The 21,169-nt window shown below is 72.3% G+C and carries 16 protein-coding genes, 2 pseudogenes and 3 riboswitches; of the genes and pseudogenes, 10 read left to right on the forward strand and 8 right to left on the reverse strand.

The features are described 5' to 3' along the window. Nucleotides 1-86: 86 nt before the first annotated feature. Nucleotides 87-1,667: a hypothetical protein gene (locus tag R4P08_RS11845; protein WP_317814058.1), complete on the reverse strand. Its 1,581-nt coding sequence runs from the start codon at nt 1,665-1,667 to the stop codon at nt 87-89. Beyond that, nucleotides 1,664-2,599 carry an ABC transporter ATP-binding protein gene (locus tag R4P08_RS11850; RefSeq protein WP_317814059.1) on the reverse strand — a complete coding sequence of 312 codons (936 nt, stop codon included), beginning with the start codon at nt 2,597-2,599 and terminating at the stop codon, nt 1,664-1,666. Before R4P08_RS11850 ends, R4P08_RS11845 begins: the two co-directional genes overlap by 4 nt. Nucleotides 2,600-2,657: 58 nt before the next feature. Here R4P08_RS11850 and R4P08_RS11855 point away from each other — a divergent pair, with 58 nt between their 5' ends. The 6 genes from R4P08_RS11855 to cobC all read left to right on the forward strand — a co-directional run bounded on the left by R4P08_RS11855 (nt 2,658) and on the right by cobC (nt 9,057). Beyond that, on the forward strand, nt 2,658-3,752 hold the full coding sequence (locus tag R4P08_RS11855; protein WP_317814060.1) for an alpha/beta hydrolase: 1,095 nt from the start codon (nt 2,658-2,660) through the stop codon (nt 3,750-3,752). Between the two features lie 12 nt (nt 3,753-3,764). Beyond that, nucleotides 3,765-3,943, forward strand: a riboswitch (cobalamin riboswitch). A gap of 54 nt (nt 3,944-3,997) precedes the next feature. Beyond that, nucleotides 3,998-5,071 (forward strand): ABC transporter substrate-binding protein, encoded by a 1,074-nt coding sequence (locus R4P08_RS11860; protein WP_317814061.1) that lies wholly within the window; start codon nt 3,998-4,000, stop codon nt 5,069-5,071. A gap of 4 nt (nt 5,072-5,075) precedes the next feature. Further along, nucleotides 5,076-6,161, forward strand: a complete 1,086-nt coding sequence (locus tag R4P08_RS11865; protein ID WP_317814062.1) for a FecCD family ABC transporter permease — start codon at nt 5,076-5,078, stop codon at nt 6,159-6,161. Further along, nucleotides 6,158-6,931: an ABC transporter ATP-binding protein gene (locus R4P08_RS11870; protein ID WP_317814064.1), complete on the forward strand. Its 774-nt coding sequence runs from the start codon at nt 6,158-6,160 to the stop codon at nt 6,929-6,931. Before R4P08_RS11865 ends, R4P08_RS11870 begins: the two co-directional genes overlap by 4 nt. Then, nucleotides 6,909-8,042 carry a cobalamin biosynthesis protein gene (locus tag R4P08_RS11875; protein ID WP_317814065.1) on the forward strand — a complete coding sequence of 378 codons (1,134 nt, stop codon included), beginning with the start codon at nt 6,909-6,911 and terminating at the stop codon, nt 8,040-8,042. The genes R4P08_RS11870 and R4P08_RS11875 overlap by 23 nt, the downstream gene beginning before the upstream one ends. Beyond that, entirely contained in the window at nt 7,990-9,057 is a 1,068-nt protein-coding gene (gene cobC, locus R4P08_RS11880; RefSeq protein WP_317814066.1) for an Rv2231c family pyridoxal phosphate-dependent protein CobC, read from the forward strand. The genes R4P08_RS11875 and cobC overlap by 53 nt, the downstream gene beginning before the upstream one ends. 1 nt (nt 9,058) lies before the next feature. Here the strand turns inward: cobC and cobA are convergent, their stop codons facing one another. The 3 genes from cobA to cobN all read right to left on the reverse strand — a co-directional run bounded on the left by cobA (nt 9,059) and on the right by cobN (nt 14,623). Further along, a complete protein-coding gene (gene cobA / locus R4P08_RS11885; protein ID WP_317814067.1) occupies nt 9,059-9,868 on the reverse strand; it encodes a uroporphyrinogen-III C-methyltransferase in 810 nt (269 codons plus the stop codon). Next, a complete protein-coding gene (gene cobF / locus R4P08_RS11890) occupies nt 9,868-10,656 on the reverse strand; it encodes a precorrin-6A synthase (deacetylating) (RefSeq protein ID WP_317814068.1) in 789 nt (262 codons plus the stop codon). The genes cobA and cobF overlap by 1 nt, the downstream gene beginning before the upstream one ends. Nucleotides 10,657-10,771: 115 nt before the next feature. Next, complete coding sequence (gene cobN, locus R4P08_RS11895) at nt 10,772-14,623, reverse strand: cobaltochelatase subunit CobN (RefSeq protein WP_317814091.1); 3,852 nt, start codon at nt 14,621-14,623, stop codon at nt 10,772-10,774. Nucleotides 14,624-14,640: 17 nt separating this feature from the next. Further along, a riboswitch (cobalamin riboswitch) is annotated at nt 14,641-14,837 on the reverse strand. 62 nt (nt 14,838-14,899) lie between these two features. Between cobN and R4P08_RS11900 the strand changes: the two genes are divergently transcribed. From R4P08_RS11900 to R4P08_RS11910, 3 genes are all read left to right on the forward strand, one after another. Next, the gene (locus R4P08_RS11900; protein WP_317814069.1) at nt 14,900-15,772 is read left to right on the forward strand and encodes a nitrite reductase; all 873 of its coding nucleotides are present in this window, start codon (nt 14,900-14,902) and stop codon (nt 15,770-15,772) included. After that, nucleotides 15,761-15,888, forward strand: a riboswitch (cobalamin riboswitch). Its footprint overlaps the gene before it by 12 nt. Nucleotides 15,889-15,940: 52 nt before the next feature. Further along, nucleotides 15,941-16,606 (forward strand): precorrin-8X methylmutase, encoded by a 666-nt coding sequence (locus R4P08_RS11905; protein WP_317814072.1) that lies wholly within the window; start codon nt 15,941-15,943, stop codon nt 16,604-16,606. Beyond that, complete coding sequence (locus R4P08_RS11910) at nt 16,603-18,180, forward strand: precorrin-2 C(20)-methyltransferase (RefSeq protein ID WP_317814073.1); 1,578 nt, start codon at nt 16,603-16,605, stop codon at nt 18,178-18,180. The genes R4P08_RS11905 and R4P08_RS11910 overlap by 4 nt, the downstream gene beginning before the upstream one ends. 277 nt (nt 18,181-18,457) lie before the next feature. Here the strand turns inward: R4P08_RS11910 and R4P08_RS11915 are convergent, their stop codons facing one another. The 3 genes and pseudogenes from R4P08_RS11915 to R4P08_RS11925 all read right to left on the reverse strand — a co-directional run. Continuing rightward, entirely contained in the window at nt 18,458-18,961 is a 504-nt protein-coding gene (locus R4P08_RS11915) for an SRPBCC family protein (protein WP_317814075.1), read from the reverse strand. A 21-nt stretch (nt 18,962-18,982) separates the two neighbouring features. Continuing rightward, a complete protein-coding gene (locus tag R4P08_RS11920; protein ID WP_317814077.1) occupies nt 18,983-19,720 on the reverse strand; it encodes a hypothetical protein in 738 nt (245 codons plus the stop codon). A 13-nt stretch (nt 19,721-19,733) separates the two neighbouring features. Further along, nucleotides 19,734-20,077, reverse strand: a pseudogene (locus R4P08_RS11925) (integrase core domain-containing protein); the annotation flags it as partial. A gap of 139 nt (nt 20,078-20,216) precedes the next feature. Here R4P08_RS11925 and R4P08_RS11930 point away from each other — a divergent pair. Continuing rightward, nucleotides 20,217-21,115 (forward strand): annotated as a pseudogene (locus R4P08_RS11930) (IS3 family transposase); the annotation flags it as partial. Nucleotides 21,116-21,169 lie beyond the last annotated feature (54 nt).

Below are 21,169 nucleotides of genomic sequence, written 5' to 3' on the forward strand. Positions count from 1 at the left end.
GCGTGATGTCTCTCGGACCGGGAGTACCCGGACCCGCCGCCTCCGGCCGCGTCTACAGCTGTGTGGTCAGTCTGTCAGGTCCGCTGTCACGTCCGGGGCACGTCCCGCCGACGGAAGGCGAGCAGACCCACCGCTACGAGAACGGCGGCAGTGACGAGCAGGATCGCGACCCCGGGCGAGTTGACCTCCCCGGTCAGGACCTCCCCCACGGCGGTGAACGGTGACAGCCGCATCTGCTCCGCCGACAGCTGGAGCGTGGGCCCCATGAAGGAGACGACGACGGCGAGGGTGAACGGCACCCAGGCCAGGACCTGTAGCCGCGGGATCAGTCCGAACAGCGCCGACGAGACCCCGACGAACACCAGCACCGCGGGGAGCTGCCACAACCCGGCCTCGAGGATCCGGCCGGCCGCGGACGGGTCGTCCATCGCGATCGCTGACGAGCCGGCGAACGCGGCGGAGCCGGCCACCACGACCAACACGGAACCGGCGGCCACGATCCCCGCGTGCGTGGCCAACCAGGACCACCTGGACCGCCCGGTCGCGAGCGCGATCTCGAGCCGCCCGGAGGTCTCCTCGCCCCGCAGTCCCCCGAGCGACTGCAGCGCGAAGCCCGCTCCCAGGATCCCGGCGAACACCACGAGCATCTGCGCGATCGAGTCGACGAGCACCGGGGAGTCGCCCAGGAAGGCCGCGAGGTCGGGGTTGGCCACGATGGCCTCCACCACCACGTCCATCAGGGCCCCGTACATGGTCATGAGGGCGACCACCCCGATCGTCCAGCCGGCGAGAGCGCCGAGATGCTGGTGTACGGCCACGCCGGGTTCCGACGCCCGCCATCTCGACGCCGTGGCCGGTCCGCTGCGGACCGGCGTCATCCCCGCCCCCACGTCCCGGCGCCCGGAGAGCCACAGGGCGGTCGCCGCGAGCGCTCCCGCCACCGCCACGGCCAGGAGGAGCGGGAACAGCGAGGCGTCGCCGAACGGACGGACCAACCCGAGCCAGCCCAGCGGCGAGGTCCAGCTCACCCAGTTCTCGTTGGTGTCGCCGATGCCCCGGGCGAGCAGCGTGAGCCCGGCGACGGCCATCCCCGCCGCCCACACGGTGCGGTTGTGGCCCAGCACCTGCGCGAGCACCGCCGTGGCCGCGGCGTACACCCAGCCGGTGGCGACGATCGAGGCCGCGTACAACGCCGCCGCGGAGCGGTCGACCGGGATGGGGAGGGTCGCCGCCCAGATCCCGGCACCGAGGAGGAGGAAGACCCCCGCGACGACGACGAGGGCTGCCATGACCGGGGCGAGCCGACCGGTCCGGGCGGACAAGAGGAGTTCCAGCCTGCCCGCCTCCTCCTCGCGGCGGGTGGACCGGGCGGTCAGCGCGATGGCCATGATGGGGACGGCGAACGAGGCGATCGACGCGAACTCGTTCATCAGGACCCCGCCGAGCGTGTCGAGCCCGGCCACCCGGCCGTTGAGCATCACCATCGACTCCCCGAGGGACGCGGAGTAGGTGGCGAGCTTGTCCGGGGTGTCGTAGAGCGCCGCGATCGAGAGCCCGGTGACCAGGTACAAGGAGAGCAGTCCGAGAACCCAGGCGGCGACGGACCGCCACCCGGTACGCAGGGCGGTCCGGACCAGCAGCCCGGTTCCCGCGAGCGGGGAGTTCACCGCGAACCCCCGGGTTCCGAGTCGGCGCCCGAGTAGGCACTGAGGAAGAGGTCGTCCAGGCTGGGCGGGGTGGCCGTGAGGGTGTGGATCCCCGCCGCGTGCAGGATCCCCGTCACCTCGGCGAGCCGCTCGGCCGGCACGTGGCAGCGGACCGCGAACCGCCCGCCGTCGGTGTGCTCCATCCGCAGGCCGTCGATCCCGGCGACCGAGACGAGGGCGCGGGGATCGGTGTCGGTGACGGCGTGGACGTCGGTGGTGGTGTGGCGACGCAGGTCGGCCAGGGTGCCCGAGCTGATGGTGCGGCCGTCACGGATGATGCTCACACGGTCGGCCAGCGCCTCGACCTCCCCCATGATGTGGCTGGAGAGGAGCACGGTGGAACCGCCGTCGACGGCCTCGCGGACACAGTCCTGGAACACCTGCTCCATGAGCGGGTCCAGGCCGGAGGTGGGCTCGTCCAGGACCAGCAATTCGGCGCCGGAGGCCAGCGCGGCGATGAGCGAGACCTTCTGACGGTTCCCCTTGGAGTAGTCGCGGGTGCGTTTGGTGGGGTCCAGGCGGAAGCGCTCCATCAGCTGGTCGCGACGGGCCGGGTCGAGCCCGCCCAGTGCGCGCCCCAGGATGTCGATGCACTGGCCCCCGCTCAGACGGGGCCACAGCGTGACCTCCCCCGGCACATACGCCAACCGGGCGTGGAGGTCGACCGCGTCCCGCCACGGATCACCGCCGAACAGCGTGACCCGGCCCGAATCCGCTCGCATGAGCCCCAGCAGGATCCTGATGGTGGTGGATTTGCCCGAACCGTTGGGCCCGAGGAAGCCGTGTACCTCGCCCCGGCGCACCTCCAGCTCGAGTCCGTCGAGCGCGCGGGTGGCTCCGAACGTCTTGACCAGGTCTTCGACCCGGACCACTTCGCCAGAATCTGAACGCATGACCTGCTCCTTAGTCCGTTCAGTCGATCATCCTCTTGATTCCCGGCACAATGTGGCGATGCGCTCTCCAATGTCCGGACACCGGGATTTCACGCCCTCGATCGCCGACCGCCTCACCAAAGCCGCGATGACCGCCTCCGGCGCACTGCCCGGCCGGTTGATCCAGTTGGCTGCCGGCGCCCCGCGGCGGATCGACGGCCAGGCGTTGGATCCGCACTTCCAGGCCGGGCTCCGGGTGATGTCCCGGCTCTCGGAGGGCGAGTACGAGGACATGCCACTCGCCCAGGCCCGTCGGACGGTCGAGCGGTCGGCGTTCACCGTCTCGGGCGACGGGATCGACCTCGCCGTCGTCAAGGACCTGGTCCTCCCCCTCGCGGGTGACGATCCCGCCCGCGCCGACCTGCCCGCCCGCCTGTACTCGCCCGTCCACGGCGATGAACCTCTACCGATGTTGATCTTCTTCCACGGTGGCGGGTGGGTCCTCGGCAGCATCGACTCCCACGACGCGACCTGCCGCTACATCGCCCGCACGGGCGGCCTCAAGGTCCTGAGCGTGGACTACCGGATGGCCCCCGAGTTCCTCTTCCCCACCGCCGTCGACGACGCCGTGGCCTCCTTCCGATACGTCCGCGACAACGCCGCGACGCTCGGCGTCGATCCGGAGCGGATCGCGGTGGGAGGGGACAGCGCCGGGGGCAACCTCGCCGCGGTCGTGTGCCAGCAGACCCGCGACGCCGGCGAGAAGACGCCCGCCTTCCAACTGCTGTTCGTCCCCGCCACCAACATGTCCGCCCGGACGCGCTCGTTCGAACTGTTCGGCGAGGGCTTCTTCCTGACCGCCAAGAACATGGACTTCTACGAGAACACCTACCTGCGTTCCGACGACGACCGGCTCGACCCGCGCGCCTCCCCGCTGCTGGCCGAGGACTTCTCCGGCCTGCCACCTGCGCACGTCGCCACCGGCGGCTTCGACCCGCTCCGCGACGAGGGTGAGGCCTACGCCCGGAAGCTGGCCGACGCCGGGGTCAAGGTCTCGCTGCGCCGCCACGAGACGTTGGTCCACCCCTTTGTCAACGCCGTCGGCGCCGCCCCGGCCGCCAGGGCCGCGCTGTCGGAGGCCGTGGGCGCGCTGCGGATGGGGCTGGCGTACTGACCCCGCCCCCCGTGTTACCTTGTGATCGCCAGCGAGACCGAAGGGTCGCGGGAATCCGGTGCGAATCCGGAACTGACGCGCAGCGGTGAGGGTGATGGCGGGGCACGATGCCACTGGGCCGCATGGTCTGGGAAGGCGCTCCGTCCAGGTGATCCCGAGTCCGAATACCGGCTGGCCCTCGCGGTGACAACCGCCGGGTCATCACCGGGCTTCGCGTTCCAGGCCCGCGACCTCGGAGCACACTCATGCGTTCTTCCGCCCTGCTCGCCCTCGCCGGCGTCACCCTTCTCGCCCTGACCTCCTGTACAGCCCACGACCCGTCCGCGACCGCCGGCCCGGGCGCCGACCCGATCGAGAACTGCGGGGAGCAGGTGTCGGTCGAGGCCCCGCCCGAGCGGGTCGTCTCGCTCAACCAGGGCTCCACCGAGATCCTGTTCGCCCTCGGCCTCGGCGACCGGATGGTCGGCACCGCGGCCTGGACCGACCCGGTCCTGCCCGAGTTCGCCGAGGTGAACAGGTCGATCCCCCGCCTGGCCGACAACGCGCCGTCGTGGGAGGCCGTCCTCGACGTGGAGCCGGACTTCGTCACGGCCTCCTTCGGCAGCACCCTCGGCGAGGGCGGGGTCGCGGGACGCGCGCAGTTCCACGAGCTCGGCGTGGGCACCTACCTGTCCCCGGCCGACTGCGTGGGCAAGGTCGCCGATTCCGGGGACGGGGTCCGCGAGACCCCCTACACCGCGTCCCTGCTGTACCGCGAGATCGCCGAGCTCGCGCGGATCTTCGACGTGGAACAGGCCGGGGACGAGCTGGTGGCGGACCTGCAGCGGCGGCTCGAGGCGGCCGGGGCGAGCGTCGATGCCAGCGGGCTCTCCGCGATGTACTGGTTCGCCAATTCCGAGTCCCCGTACCTGGCCGGTTGTTGCGGCGCCCCCGGCCTCATCTCGACCACCCTGGGCCTGGAGAACGTCTTCGACGACACCACCCAGGAGTGGCCGCAGATCAGCTGGGAGGTCGTGGCCGAGCGCGACCCCGACGTGATCGTCGTGGGAGACCTGACCCGGAAGAGCCAGACCGCCGAGACCGCCGGCGCCAAGATCGCCTACCTTGAGTCCAACCCCGTCACCCGGGAGATGACGGCGGTCCGGGAGAGGCGGTACATCGACGTCACCGGCGCCGAGATGAACCCCTCGCTCCGCACGGTCTACGGGGTGGAGACCGTCGCGGCGGGTCTCACCGCGCTGGGACTCCTCACTCCGGGCCGCACCGAGCCGGGCCTCAGCGAACCGGGCCCGGCCAGCGCCCCGGACCCGGCCAACTGACCCGATGACCCTCGCACCCGAGAGGCCCACCGCCACGGGGGCCCCGGCGTCACCGCACCGGCAACCGCCCCTGCGCCGACCGACCGCGCTGGTCACCCTGTGGCTCGGCGGCCTGGGGCTGCTGACCGTGTCGACGGCGCTCGTCATCACCATCGGTCCGTCCGGACTCACCAGCGCCGACGTCCTCCAGTCCGCCCTGGCCCGACTCACGGGTTCCGACTCCGGGCTCACGCGTATCCAGGAGGGGATCATCTGGAACCTGCGACTGCCACGCACCCTGATGGCCGCCCTGGCCGGGGCCGGGCTCGCGCTGTGCGGCGTGATCCTGCAGTCGCTGCTGCGCAACCCCCTGGCCGACCCGTACATCCTCGGCATCTCCTCAGGGGCGTCGACCGGGGCGGTGCTCGTGGTGGTGCTCGGCGTCGGCGCGGGCGCGTTCGGGCTCACCACGGGGGCGTTCGTCGGAGCGCTGACCGCGTTCGGGTTCGTGCTGGTCCTGGCCTTCGCCTCCGGCGGGACCACCGACCGGGTGGTGCTGGCGGGGGTCGCTGCGACCCAGCTGTTCTCCGCGGTGACCTCGTTCGTCGTCTACATCGCCGCCGACGCCGAGCAGACCCGCGGGGTGCTGTTCTGGCTGCTGGGCTCGCTGGCCTCCGTCCGGTGGTCGGACGTGGTGGTGTGCGGGGTCGTGGTCCTGCTCGGGCTCGTGGCGTGCCTGCTGCACACCTCCAGCCTCGACGCGTTCACCTTCGGCCAGGACGCCGCGGCCACTCTCGGCGTCAACGTGGCCCGCACCCGGCTGGTGCTCATGGTGGTGACCGCGCTCGTCACGGCCGTCATCGTGAGCACCTGCGGGGCGATCGGGTTCGTGGGGCTGGTGCTCCCGCACGCCGCCCGGGCCCTGGTCGGCGGCCGGCACCGGGTCCTCGTCCCGACCGCGGCGCTGATGGGCGCCGTCTTTGTCGTGTGGATCGATGCCGCCTCCCGCACCGTGATCGCGCCCCAGGAGTTGCCGATCGGGGTGGCGACCGCGCTCATCGGCGTCCCGGCCTTCGTCGGGCTCCTCCTGCGACGGGGACGCGGCCGATGACCGCCGCCCCGGCGACCCTCGAGGCTCGCGGCGTCTCGTGGTCCGTACACGGCCGGACCATCCTCGACGACGTCAGCGTGGCCCCGGCCCCCGGCACGATGGTCGGGGTGCTGGGGCCGAACGGATCCGGCAAATCGACGCTCCTGCGGGTCATGGCGGGCCTGCTCCGGCCCGACACCGGATCGGTACACCTCGACGGCACGGACATCCGGTCGATCCCCCGCAAACGCCTGTCCCGGCGCCTGGCGCTGGTGGCGCAGGAGTCGACCACCGACCAGAACCCCACGGTCCGGGAGGTCATCGAGCTCGGGCGCATCCCCCATCGCGCGGCCTGGTCGGGCCCGGCTCCCGGGGACGACGTGGTGGTGCGACGCGCGGCGGCCACGACCGGACTCGCCGATCGCCTGGACCAGCGGTACCCGACCCTGTCCGGCGGGGAACGGCAGCGGGTACAAATCGCGCGGGCCCTGGCCCAGGAGCCCGGCGTGCTGGTGCTCGACGAGCCGACCAACCACCTCGACATCCGCCACCAACTCGACCTGCTGACCCTGGTCCGCGCCACCGACACCACGGTGATCGCGGCCCTGCACGATCTCACCCTGGCGGCCACGTTCTGCGACCATCTCATCGTGCTGTCCGGTGGGCGGCTCGTGACCGGCGGCGCGCCCCACGAGGTGCTCACCGCCGAATTGATCCGGGAGGTGTACGGAGTGGAGGCCGAGGTGACCCACGACGAGCGGGGGGCGCATGTCCGCTATCTCGCCCGCTGACCCCCGCCCGCACCGCGCGTCGTGCGCGCGCCGCCGCGGTGACGGGAACGCGCTCGCCGCCCGCGCGACGGGCATCGCTGCGGGGTTCCTCCTCGACCGCCTCGTCGGCGACCCGCGGCGCTTCCATCCCGTCGCGGGATTCGGCCGGGTCGCGCTCGCCGTGGAGTCACGCCTGCGGCGGCCGGGACGGACCCCGAACGCGCAGCGGGCTGCGGGGCTGCTGTTCACCGGCGTCCTCGTGGGGGGCACCGCCGCGGCGGTGACCGCCGTCGGGCAGCGAGCCGGGAGGAACCGCACCGCGGCCGTGGTGTGGGACGCCGCCGTGGTGTGGTCGTGCCTGGGCGGGTCCTCGCTGCTCGCGGTCGCGCGGCGGCAGGGCGACCTGCTCGTCCGGGGCGACCACGCGGGCTCCCGGGAACTGTTGCCGTGGTTGTGCGGGCGCGATCCGTCGGCGCTCGACCCGGCGGATCTCGCGCGGGCGGTCGTGGAGTCAGTCGCCGAGAACACCTCCGACGCCGCGGTCGCGACGCTGTTCTGGGCCGCGGTGGCGGGTCCTCCCGGCGCGGCGGTTCACCGGGTAGCCAACACCCTCGACGCGATGGTCGGGCACCGCTCGGAGGAGTACCGCCACTTCGGCACCGCCGCGGCGCGGCTCGACGACGTGCTGGGGTTCCTGCCGGCGCGGGTGGCCGGGGCGCTCGGGGTGGCGTGCGCCCCGACCGTGGGCGGGAGCCCGGCCGGGGCCCTGCGGGCGTGGGCCCGAGACGCGCGGGCGCACCCGAGCCCGAACGCCGGGGTGGTCGAGGCGGTGTGCGCGGGCGCGCTCGGGGTCCGGCTCGGCGGGCCCACGCCGTACCCGTACGGCGTGCAGGACCGGGCGGTCCTCGGCGACGGCCGGCCGGTCCGGGCCGGCGACATCCGCCGCGCGGTGCTGCTGCACGACCGCGTCCAGGTGGTCACCGCCGCGCTGGCCGTGCTGGGTGTGGTCGCACGACGCGCCGGCCACCACCGCCCGTGGGACGTCCGCGCCAAAATGACCGCTCCAGGGAGGCGACCCTATGACCGACGACCTGCTGCGCATCCACGGCGACACCCAGGTCGCCCCCGGTGAGGTCGACTTTGCCGTCAACGTCCACGGGGATCGCCCGCCGGAGTGGCTGGCCGCGCGACTGCAGGCGCGGATCCTCGACCTGGCCGCCTACCCCACCGCCGCCGACGACCTGCGCGCCCGTCGCGCCGCGGCGCGACGGCACGGCACCGACGCGGCCCGGGTGCTTCCGCTCGCCGGGTCCGCGGAGGGTTTCCACCTGCTGGCCGAGCACGCCGCGCGCCGGGGGCTGCGGGCGGCCGTGGTGCACCCGTCGTTCACCGAACCCGAGGTGGAACTGCGCCGGGCGGGCGTCCCGGTCACCCGGGTCGAGCTGCCAGAGCCGTACACCTTCGACCCCGCTCTGGTCCCGGAGGCGGCCGACCTCGTCGTCGTCGGCAATCCCACCAACCCCACGTCGGTCCTCCACCCGCGCGAGGCCCTGGCCTCGTTGTGTCGACCCGGCCGGGTCACCGTGGTGGACGAGGCGTTCTGTGACGTGGTCGACGACGAGGAGGGCGTGTCACTGGCCGGGGCCGACCTGCCGGGGCTGGTGGTGCTGCGCTCGGTGACCAAGACGTGGGCGCTGGCCGGGCTGCGGGCCGGGTACGCGGTGGGCGACCCGGCCGTCCTGGCCGACCTCGCCGCGCACCGCGTGCACTGGCCGCTCGGGACCCTGCAGCTCGAGGCCGTGGCGGCGTGCTGTTCGGACGAGGCGGCCGGTCACCTCGCGCGCATCCGGGATCGGCTGGCCACCGACCGTGTGGAGATGTGCGGGTTGCTCGAGGGCGCCGGAATCGCGATCGCCGTGCCGCCCGCTGCGCCGTTCGTGCTGGTCAAGACACCCGTGGGGATCGATCCCGGCGGGTTCCGGGGCCGTCTGCGCTCCTATGGCTACGCCACTCGACGCTGCGACACCTTCCCCGGACTGGACCCCGCCCACGTCCGGCTGGCCGTCCGCGACCCCGAGACCGTGCGGGGTCTCGTGGCCGCGTGGCAGCGGGTCGTGGGTGAGGCCCATGAACGCCCGAGTCGATGACTCAGGTGTAGGCCGACAGCTGCTCGGACAGCGCCGCGACCGCTCCGATCACGGTGATCGCGGGCGGCGCGATCCCCGCCTCGGCGGCGTCGCGGGCAATCGTGGCCAGCGTTCCGCGTAGGACCCGCTCGGCGGCGGTCGAGCCGTTCTCGATCATGACCGCCGGGGTGTCCCCGGGCATGCCCTCGGCGAGGAGTTCGGCGGTGATCGCGGCGAGGGTCGTCACCGCCATGAGCAGCACGAGCGTGGTGCCCGACCTGGCCAGCGCTCTGTAGTCGAGGGTCGAGGCGGGGCTTCCCGGCGGGACGTGCCCGGAGATCACCGACACGCCCTGCGAGAGCCCGCGATGGGTGGCGGGGATCCCGGCGAGGGCCGGTACCGAGAACGCCGAGGTGACGCCCGGGATCACGGTGACGGGCACCCCGGCGGCCGTGCACGCGAGGTACTCCTCGCCGCCACGGCCGAACAGGAAGCTGTCCCCGCCCTTGAGCCGGACGACCGTGCGGCCGCGCCGTGCGTGGTCCACGAGGATCCCGTTGATCTCCTCCTGCGGGGTGGCGGGCCCGAAGGGCACCTTGCCCACGTCGATCACCTCGATGCCGGGGTCGAGGTCGCCGAGGATCGACACCGGTCCCAGGCGGTCGGTCACCACCACGTCGGCGGCGCGGACGGCGTCGAGGCCGGCCACGGTCATCAGTCCCGGGTCGCCGGGGCCGCCGCCGACCAGCACCACCCGTCCGGTGCACTCCTCCGCGGCCGTCATCCGGGCGCCCGCCGGTTCCGCCGGCATCGGTCTCTCGTCCGCCGCCATCAGGCCACCTCCCCATCTCCACGTCGCAACAGGTACACGTCCATCACCCAGCCGTGCTCGGCCCGCAACCGCTCCCGGTGCGCCCGCAGCTCCGGCAGGACGTCGCCGACCCGTCCCGCGACGAGGGTCTCGCCAGCGTCGCCGAGGTTGCCGCCCCACCAGATCCGCCAGTCGGCCAGGTCGTCCAGCGGCAGGTCGGCGTTGAGCATCACCACCACGTTGTCGGCGCCGGCGGCCACGACCTCCCGCAGCCGCCGGCCGGTGGTCACGGTGACCGTGCCGCCGATCTCGTGCAGGACCAGCCGGTGGCGCGCGGCCAGGACCTGCAGCGCCGAGATGCCCGGGACCACCTCCACATCGAGGTCCAGACGGCCGCGCTCGGCGATCCGGTCCACGATCCGCAGCGTCGAGTCGTAGAACGCCGGGTCGCCCCACACGGGGATCGCCACGTCACCGGGCCGCGCCGCCAGGGCGCGTTCCCAGGCCAGGGAGCGGGCCTCGTGCCAGTCCGTCACCACGCCGCGGTACCCGGCGCCCGAGGAGGTCGACGACGACGAGCGGTCCCGCTGCGGATCGACCACGCCCACCAACTCCACCCGCGGAGCATGCCGGGCGAGCAGTCGCCGGCGGAGGTCGACCAAGGGGTCATCCGGCCCCTTGACCGCCGCGAGCGCGTACTCGGACGCGCGGAGCGCGGCGATCCCCTCGACGGTGATCTGGTCGAGGCCGCCCGAGCCGATGCCCACGACCCGCACCCGGCGGCGGCGCGACCGCCGGTCCGGACGCACCCCGTGATCCTGGCCCCCTTGCAGACGCGCGCAAGTACTGCATGCGCACGCGATATCTCGTGTGCGGATGCAGTGATCGCGCGCGTCTGGGCTGCGTGATTCGCGAGGGGGGGGCTCAGTCATCGTGGGACTCCTCGAGGTCGCCCTCTACGTCCAGGTAGACCTGCCGCATCCGGTCCATGATCTCCGCCTCGGGCTCGGCCCACATCCCGCGGTCGACGGCCTCGGACAGCCGCTCGATCATCCCGCGCAGCGCCCACGGGTTGGAGCGGCGCAGGAACTCCTGGTTTGTCTGGTCCAGGACGTATTCCCTGGCCAGGGTGTCGTACATCCAGTCGTGGACCACGCCGGCGGTGGCGTCGAACCCGAAGAGGTAGTCGACCGTCGCGGCCAGCTCGAAGGCACCCTTGTAGCCGTGGCGCTGCATGGCGGCGATCCACCGCGGGTTCACCACGCGCGAGCGGAACACGCGGGTGATCTCCTCCGCCAGCGACCGGGTGCGGATGGCATCGGGCGTGGTGGAGTCGCCCACATAGGCGCGCGGTTCGGCGCCGGTGAGCGCACGCACGGTCGCGATCATCCCGCCGTGATACTGGAAATAGTCGTCCGAGTCGGCGATGTCGTGCTCGCGGGTGTCGATGTTCTTGGCCGCCACCGCGATGCGCCGGTAGTTGGTGCGCATGTCGTCGGCGGCGGGGACGCCGTCGAGGCCGCGGCCGTAGGCGTACCCGCCCCAGCGGGTGTAGACCTCGGCCAGGTCGCTGCTGTCCCGCCAGTTGCCCGCCTCGATGGTCTGCAGGATGCCCGCCCCGTACGAGCCGGGCGCGGAACCGAAGATCCGGGTGGTGGCGCGGCGGTGATCCGAGTGCTCGGCGAGGTCGGCCCGGGTGTGGGCGGCCACGTAGTTCTGCTCGTCCGGTTCGTCCAGTTCCGCGACCATCCGCACGGCGTCGTCGAGCATCCCGATCACGTGCGGGAACGCGTCGCGGAAGAAGCCCGAGATGCGGACGGTCACGTCGATGCGCGGGCGCCCGAGCTCGGCGGTCGGCACCACCTCGAGTCCGTTGACCCGGCGGGAGGCCTCGTCCCATCGGGGCCGGACACCGAGCAGGGCCAGGACCTCGGCGATGTCGTCGCCCGAGGTGCGCATGGCCGAGGTCCCCCAGATCGACAGCCCCACCGAGCTCGGGTACTCCCCGGTCTCGGCGACGTGCCGCTCCAGCAGCGAGTCCGCCATGGCCTGCCCGGTCTCCCACGCCAGCCGCGACGGGACGGCGCGCGGGTCCACCGTGTAGAAGTTCCGGCCCGTGGGCAGCACGTTGACCAGGCCCCGCAGCGGGGATCCCGAGGGCCCGGCCGAGATGAAGCCGCCGTCCAGCGCGTGCATCACGGCGTCCAGCTCGTCGACCGTGGCGGCCAGGCGCGGCACCACCTCGCGGGCGGCGAACTGCAGCACCTGCGCGACCTCGTCGTCGTCGTCGTGCTCGTCGTGGTCGAGTCCGTCACCCGCGCCTCCGGCACCGACCCCGCCCGCGGTGAGGCCCGCGGCGGGTCTCACCTCGTTCATCACTTCGGACACGGCAGCGAGGTCCCAGTCGCGCGCGTCCATCGCCTCGACCAGCGCCGTGGCCAGCGCCTCGACGCGGTCGACCTCTTCGGTCGGCGCGCCCTCGGCCAGCCCCAGCGCCCGGCGCAGGCCCGGCACCGCCCCGGACTCCCCGCCCCAGACCTGCGAGGCCCGCAGGATCGCCAGCACCAGGTTGATTCGCGCCTGCCCTTCCGGCGCCTGGCCCAGCACGTGCAGGCCGTCGCGGATCTGGACGTCCTTGATCTCGCAGAGCCAGCCGTCGACGTGGAGCAGGAAGTCGTCGAACTCCTCGTCCCCGGGCCGTTGCTCGAGGCCCAGGTCCTCGTGCATGTGCGCGGCCTGCATGAGGGTCCAGATCTGCGCGCGGATGGCCGGGAGCTTGGCCGGGTCCATCGAGGCGATGTTCCCGTACTCGTCCAGCAGCTGCTCCAGGCGGGCGATGTCGCCGTAGGACTCCGCGCGGGCCATCGGCGGGACCAGGTGGTCGACGATCGTCGCGTGCGCGCGGCGCTTGGCCTGGGCGCCCTCGCCGGGGTCGTTGACGAGGAACGGGTAGATCAGGGGCATGTCGGCGATCGCGGCGTCCGTGGCGCACCCGGCCGAGAGCGCGGCGTTCTTGCCCGGCAGCCACTCCAGCGAGCCGTGCTTGCCCAGGTGGACCAGCGCGTGCGCCCCGAAGCCGCGCGCCAGCCAGCGGTAGGCGGCCAGGTAGTGGTGGGACGGCGCGAGCTCGGGGTCGTGGTAGATCGCGACCGGGTTCTCGCCGAAGCCGCGGGGTGGCTGGATCAACAGGACGACATTGCCGGCCTGGAGGGTGGCCAGGACCATCTCGCCGGCGTCGTTGACGAACAGCTCGCCCGGCGCCGGCCCCCACGCCTCGACCATCTCCGCGCGCAGCGTCTCGGGCAGGTCCGCGGTCCAACGCAGGTAGTCCTCGGTGGAGATCCGCACGTGACTGTCGGTGAGCTGGGCGCCCGTGAGCCACTCCTGATCCTGACCGCCCGCGGCGATGAGCGCGTGGATGAGGGCGTCGCCGGCGGCGGTGTCGTCGGCGAACCCGGTGTCGTCGGCGTAGTCCCCGGCGGTGTCCAGACTCGATCGATCAAGATACTGCGCGATGGGGCCATCGTCCGGGCCGAGGTCGTAGCCCTCGTCGCGCATCCGGCGCAGCAGGCGGATGGTCGAGACCGGGGTGTCCAGCCCGACGGCGTTGCCGATGCGGGAGTGCTTGGTCGGATAAGCCGAAAGCACCAGGGCGACCCGTCGGTCGGCGGGCGCCACGTGGCGAAGCCGCGCGTGGGCGACGGCGATCCCTGCGACGCGCGCGCACCGCTCGGGGTCGGCCACGTAGCGGGGCAGGCCGTCGGCGTCGATCTCCTTGAACGAGAACGGTGCGGTGATGATCCGGCCGTCGAACTCCGGGATGGCGATCTGGTTGGCCGAGTCCAGGGGGTTGACGCCGTCGTCGGAGGCCGCCCAGTCCTCGCGGCTCCACGTCAGGCACAGGCCCTGGAGGACGGGGATGTCCAGCGCGGCGATGCGTTCGACGTCCCAGGTCTCGTCCTCGCCGCCCGCGCTCACCGCTCCGGGCGTGGTGCCGCCGGCTGCCAGGACGGTCACGACCAGCGCATCGAGCGTGCCGAGCGCGTCGAACAGCTCGTCGGGAGCCGAGCGCAAGGACCCGGCGAAGACCGGTACGCCCACGGCCTCGCCGGTGGCGTCGATCGCGTCGGCCAGCGCGTGCGCGAACCCGGAGTTCCCGCTCACCTCGTGGGCGCGGTAGTAGAGCACGCCGACGCGGGGCAGGTCGGTGGCGAGGTCGCCGACGTTGTCGTCGTCGTTGTCGTTGTCGTCGTCCCGGTCGTTCCCCGCTCCGTTCCCCGTGCCGTGGCCTGCGGCGCCCGGGCGCGGCGGCATCCCCCACACCGGCACGCTCTCCGGCGGCTCGAAGCCGGCGCCGGTGAGCAGCACGGTGTCGGACAGGAAGGCGTGCAGCTGGGCGAGGTTCCGCTCCCCGCCCTCGGCGAGGTAGCGGTGGGCCTCGGCCGCGATGCCGATCGGGACCGTCGACAGCTCCATCAGGTCGGCGTCGGGGCTCTGCTCCCCGCCCAGCACGACCACCGGCAGGCCCGAGGCCGAGACCGCGGCGAACCCGGCCTCCCAGGATCGCCGGGAGCCCAGGATCCGGACCACCACCAGGTCGGCGCCGTCGAGCAGCCCGGGCAGGTCCGCCTCCACGTCGAGCCGGGACGGGTTGCCGAGCGCCCACCCGGCGCCGGAGGCCCGGGCGGAGAGCAGATCCGTGTCGGAGGTGGATAACAGTGTGATCAGTGGTGCCGAGACGTCATCAGGGGACGCCAAACGCCGGTTGGGGCGCATGTTCTTCTCCAAACCCTCGTGGAACATGTCGCCGTGGCCGGTCTCCTGGCTTCCGCATCAACGCCGTGCGACCGACCTTCCCGGATCCTGGAGGATCCAGTGGCCTCCGCCCCGTGCGGGACGGACGAGGGTCGCATGACTCCGCGACTACAGTGGCGAGGGCCGCGCCGGCTTTTCCTCCGGCTTCCCGAACACCACGGCAGCGCCGAGCCTATCCGCCCCCACCCGGTTGAGCGGTGCCCGCCCTCCCGCGGCCCGGGTGGAACACTGACCCCCGTGAGCATCACCGAACCCACCCGCCGCACCCGTGGCGACCTGTGCCCGGGGGTGTTGCGCCCGTGGCCGGCCGCCGACGGCGCCCTGGTCCGGCTGCGCGTCCCGGGTGGCCGCGTGTCGCCCGCGGCCCTGGCCGCGCTGCACGGGGTCGCCGTGCGATTCGGCGACGACGACAACGTGCACGTCACGACACGCGCGAACCTGCAGCTGCGGGCCCTGCCGATCGGCCCGGACGGACAGCTGCCCGGCGAGGTGGTGGCGGCGATCGCGGAGACGGGCCTGCTCCCCGAGCCCGGTCACGAGCTGGTGCGCAACATCCTCGTCTCGCCGCTCACGGGCCTGGTCGGCGGCCGGGCCGACCTGCGCCCGGTGACCGACCGGCTCGACGCCGGGCTGCTGGCCGATCCCGCGCTCGGCGGGTTGCCGGGCCGGTTCCTGTTCGTCCTGGACGACGGCCGCGGCGACCTTCTCGAGCGGTCCTGCGACCTCGGTCTGGTCGCCCTGGACGCCGGCACCGCACAGCTGCGGGTGGGCGCGCAGTGGTCGGACGTCGTGCCGCTGGCCGAGGCCGCCGACCGGCTGGTCGAGCTGGCCCGCGAGTTCGTCCGGGCCCGCGGCACCGGCCCGGACGCGCCGTGGCACGTGCGGGAACTGCCAGTCCCCCTCATCGCGGCCCGCCCGGCGGACCACCGGCTCGCGAGCCCGGCCCCGGTGCTGCCGTACGGTCCGGTCGCGAGCTCGGCGGGGCTGATCGACCACGTCGAGGCCCATAGCGGCGTAGTGGACCGCGCCCTAATCGACCGGCTCACCGGCGGCGACGTGGCCGAGTTGATCGTGACCCCGTGGCGCGGGGTGCTGGCCGTCCACGCGTAGGCTGCGGGCTGTCCCACGGCGAGGAACCCGGTGAAAATCCGGGGCGGTTCCGCCACTGTGAGGCCCGTCGATCCGACGTGCCGAGCCAGATACTCACCGGGGATCAGCGCGCTCTAACCGCGTCGCTGCGACTTCTCACACCGGGGCGAGAACCCCGAGGAGGACCCCATGAGTGCTGCCCTCAGGCCGCCGCGTCGCTACGACTACGTCGACGACGGGCCCGCCATCTACGTCGACTCCTTCGCCACCATCCGCCGCGAGACCGACCTGTCCCGCGTGCCGGCCGACGCCGAGAGGCTCTCCGTCCGGATGGTCCACGGCACCGGCCAGACCGACCTGACCCGCGACCTACAGGTCCACCCCCGGCTCGTGTCCGCCGCGCGCTCGGCGCTCGACGCCGGCGTGCCGATCCTGTGCGACGCCCACATGGTCGCTTCCGGGATCACCCGCGCCCGGCTCCCGCGCAGCAACGACGTGGTGTGCACGCTCTCGGAACCCGACGTCCGCGAGCTGGCCGCGCGGATGTGCACCACCCGCTCCGCCGCCGCGCTGACGCTGTGGGGAGACCGCCTGGACGGCGCTGTGGTGGCGATCGGCAACGCCCCCACCGCCCTGTTCCACCTGCTGGAGATGCTGCTCGACGGCGCTCCCCGGCCCGCCGCGATCGTCGGCTGCCCGGTGGGGTTCATCGGAGCCGCCGAGTCCAAGGCCGCGCTCGCGGCGTTTGCCGACGATCACGGCATCGACATCCCCTTCGTCACGGTCCACGGCCGGCGCGGCGGGTCCGCGATGACCGCCTCGGCCGTCAACGCCCTGGCGCAGGAGGCGGAGTGAGCGCCGGATCGCCCGCGGCCGGTGTTGCTCCCGGCCGGCTCTACGGCGTCGGCGTGGGCCCCGGCGACCCCGAGCTCCTCACCCTCAAGGCCGCCCGGTTGATCGGCGCCGCCGACGTCGTTGCCTTCCACGCCGGCCGCGGCAAAGAGTCCAACGCGCGCCGCATCGCCGCCGACCTCATCCCTGTCGGCGCGATCGAGGAGCGACTGGAATACCCCGTGACCACGGGCGTCACCGACCACCCGGGCGGGTACGCGGGCGCGATCGCGGACTTCTACGAGCGCAGCGCGCAGCGGCTGGCCGAGCACCTGGCCGCAGGCCGGGACGTGGTCCTGCTCTCGGAGGGAGACCCGCTGTTCTACGGCTCCTTCATGTACATGCACGACAAGCTCGCCCCTCGGTTCGACACCGAGATCGTGCCGGGCATCCCCGCTTTCGCCGCTGCCACCGCCGCGGCCGCCACTCCCCTGGTCAGGCAGACCGACGTCCTCACCGTCCTGCCGGGCACGCTGCCCGAGCCCGAGCTCGCGCGGCGACTTGCAGACACCGACGGCGCGATCATCATGAAGCTCGGACGGAACTTTCCCGCCGTCCGGCGCGCGCTCGAGGCCGCCGGACGGCTCGAAGGCGCGGTGTACGTCGAGCGGGCATCGATGACCACCGAGCAGTTCCACGCCGTCGCGGAGGTCGACCCGGCGACCGTGCCGTACTTCTCCCTCATCGTGGTTCCCGGCGACTCACGGCACAGCGATCCAACGGGGCGCCGGTCAGCGCCCCTGGTCAGCGCCGGGGCGCCGGAAGTGTCGTCCGATCCGGCTTCCGTCATGGAGGCCCTGCCGGGCGGCGTCCTGCACGTGGTCGGGCTCGGACCCGGCCCGGACGGGTGGCTCACCCCGGAGGTGAGCCAGGTGCTGGCCGAGGTCGACCACGTGGTGGGCTACGCGCCCTACGTCAACCGGGTCCCCCAGCGGGCCGGCCTCACCCGGCACTCTTCGGGCAACACCGTGGAGGTGGACCGCGCCCGGCTCGCGCTGGACCTGGTGGTGGCCGGCGAGCGGGTGGCGGTGGTCTCCGGCGGCGACGCCGGAGTGTTCGGCATGGCCGCCGCCGTGTTCGAGGCCGCCGAGGACCCCGCGTACGCAGGCGTCGATATCCGGGTGGCCCCCGGCGTCTCGGCCGTGCAGGCGGTGGCCGCGCGCGCCGGCGCTCCCATCGGCGCCGACTTCGCCGTGGTCAGCCTGTCCGACCGGCTCAAGCCGTGGGAGGTGGTCGAACACCGGCTGGACGCGATCGCCGCCGCCGACCTGGTGTTGGCGGTCTACAACCCCGCCTCACGCTCACGCACCCACCAGGTCGCCGATGCCCGCAACGTCCTGCTGCGTCACCGTTGCCCGGAAACGCCCGTGGTGGTGGGCCGCGACGTGGGCCGCGCCGAGGAGTCGCTCACGGTCACGACCCTCGGTGACCTGGACTGCGGCGCAGTGGACATGAAGTGCCTGCTCATCGTGGGCGCCTCCGGGACCCGGGTCACTGACACGGGTCGTGTGTGGAGCCCGAGGTTCGTGACGGCATGAGTGGCGACCGCGAGCGCCTACTCAAAGTGTTCGCTGTAGCGCCGGGTGTCGGTCTGAGTCAGCCCTGGCACGCCGCCTCTACGACTCGCTGCGGCTAGAGAGCATCCTCCAGGCGCCAGTGTGGGCCGCCACAGCCGGAGCCAGACGTTATGCCAAGCTAACGGTATGGAGTTGTACGCCCGTGAACTCAGGCTTCCTCCTGGACCTCGCTCGCCAGCGCAAGAATAGATCGCGGTCAACCCGTCCGATGACGCCCCACCCGGGGCGGAGTGGCCAGTCATGGCCGAGCCGGCTCCCCTGCGCCGGTGGACGACTCGGCGATCTGTTTGATCGCGGCGAGCGTCTTCGGGATGCCGTCGAGGGCGTCCTGCGTGCGGTCGGCGATCTCAGCGGGCGCCCGGTCGCCGAACTTCTCCTCGAACATGGCGATCCCGCCGGGCAGGAACTCCCAGGACTCGGTGAGGATCGTCCCTGCCGGCGCGGGGGCGAGAGTGAACCCCCACCGGACGAAGCTGCCGCCCACGACCCAGGCGAACTCGCGCCCATGCTCGGCCGCCACCACCACCGACCGGGTCTCCCACGTCCGGTGCGGGAGCTCGTTGCGCCCGGTGAACCAGGCACCGACCTGACCTGCCTCGGCCTCGTCGTCCCACCAGCACGCGGTGCAGATCGGACTCCACTCGCCGGTACGGGTGATGTCGGAGACCAGGTCGTAGAGCGCCTCGGCCGACGCCTCGACGGTGACGGACTCCCGGTGACTGCGAATGCTGGTTCCGCTCATGTCTCCACCTCCTCAACAGGGTCACTTCTTCTGCCGCCGGCTGCCGCCGTGCCAGTCCTCCTGCTTGCCCACCGTGTCGGCATCCACTCCGAGCGCGGCCAGCTGTGGCCGCTCGCGCAGGCTGCGCTTGAGCTCGGCGAAACCCGGGAAGCGGGCCAGCCCGACCACGTGGTCCCACAGCCCGGCCGCCGAGTCCTCGTGTGGCAACCGGCTGATCACGGGCCCGAAGAAGGCGACCCCGGTCGGTGGCTCGAAGTGGATGATGGGCGTACCCACGTCCTTGCCCGTCAGCGAGAGCGCCTCATCGGTCTCCCGGCGGATCTCGGCGTCCCACGACTCGTCGTCCAGGGCGTCCGCCAGCTCCATCGGCAGACCGGCGTCGGCGAGGATCAGCTCGGCGAACTCGCGCGTCCCGCGCCGCTCACGCACCTCGCCTTCGCTGCGGTCGTCGCCGGCGTCCGGAGCGGTATCGAAGATGTGCGCCCCGAAGGCGGCGTACAACGGCGCCATCGCCGCCCGGCCATGCTCGGCTCGCGCACGAGCCGCCACCCTCAGCAGCCGCAGCCCGGCGGTGTGACCGGCTTCGTACTCAGGCGGGAAGTGCGCATCGTAGTCGACCTCTGCGTTGACCAGGCGCAACGAGATGAACCGCCAGTCGACGGTGTAGTCGCGCTGCGCCTGCACCTGGCGCACCCATTTGCTGGTCATCCAGGCGAACGGGCAGACCGGGTCAAAGTAGAAGTTGATGTCGGCGTCCATAGGCCCACCCTAGCTAGGTGTTCTGTCCACGCAGGCTGGGCACGTGGTTGGAGGGTGAGGCGCCTTCGAATACGGCGTGGCCGCGGTGAAAACCGCAGTGATGCAGGAGAACTCCGGTAGACCGGCTTCGCGCTCTCGCTCGCTGGCGTAGGGGCGGGCGTAGGCCCATTCCTCGAGCAGGATCCGGTTGTAGCGCTCGACCCTGCCGTTGGTCTGCGGGCGGTAGGGGCGAGTTCGCTTGTGCTTAATGTCCTGGCCGAGGGCGTCGGCGAAGGGGTGGGAGCGGTAGCAGGATTCGTTCTCGGTCAGCACGCGGCGCACGATGCTCCCAGCATTGGCAAAGTCGGCGTTGGCCCGGCATGTTGGATGTCTCGTTTGACGATCCTCTACCGAGACACGTCTCGGCGCGGACCGAGCAGCGCCCCGGGCCGAGTCGGGGCGTTGAATCGCACTGGGTTGGTTGGAGTCTCCATCGTTTGGAAACGAGGATGGACTCATGCCGAAGGACACCAACCCGGACAAGCCGACCACGCGTCGCTATAGCCCTGAAGAGAAGGCTGCCGCGGTGCGGATGGTCAGGACCCTGCGGGCCGAGCTGGGCACCGATCACGGCACGGTGAAGCGGGTCGCAGCCCAGCTTGGCTATGGCGCGGAGTCCGTGCGGTCCTGGGTGCGTCAGGCTGATATAGATGAAGGCCACGTGGCGGGGGTCAGCACGAGTGAGTCGGCGAAGATGAAGGCCCTCGAACAGGAAGTCCGCGAGCTCAAGCGAGCCAACGAGATATTGAAAAGGGCCGCCAGTTTCTTCGGGGCGGAGCTCGACCGCCAGCACAAGAAGTAGCCGCGTTCATCGACGCCAACCGCGACGATGTCGTCGCGGGTCGGCGTCTGGGCGTCGAGCGCATCTGCGCAGTTCTGCAGATGGCCCCCAGCAGCTACTACGAGGTCAAGAACCGACAACAGTCAGCGCGATCGAAGCGTGATGAGGTCATGGGTTCGATCGTGCGGCAGCTGTGGGAGGACAACTTCCGCGTCTACGGGGCACGGAAGATCTGGAAGGCAGCCCGGCGTGCGGGTCACGACATCGGCCGGGACCAGGTCGCCCGGCTGATGCGCGCCGAGGGTATCGAGGGCGTTCGGCGCACCAAGCGGGTGCGCACCACCAAACCCGACCCGGGGATGCCGCGGCACCCCGACTTGGTGCGTCGCGACTTCACCGCGACCGCGCCGAACCAGTTGTGGGTCACGGACCTGACATTCGTGCCGACCTGGGCCGGCGTCGCGTACGTCTGCTTCATCATCGACGCATACTCACGCACCATCGTCGGGTGGCGGGTCGCCCCGCACATGCGCACCACGATGGTCCTCGACGCTGAACTGCCCCAGGTTTCCCGCCGCTCCTATGTGGGTTGAAGCTCTCGGCTGAGAGCGGCGTAGTAGCTCTGCTCG

Source organism: Rhodococcus sp. IEGM 1408 (assembly GCF_033142235.1).
In the GTDB taxonomy this organism is placed as follows: domain Bacteria; phylum Actinomycetota; class Actinomycetes; order Mycobacteriales; family Mycobacteriaceae; genus Dietzia.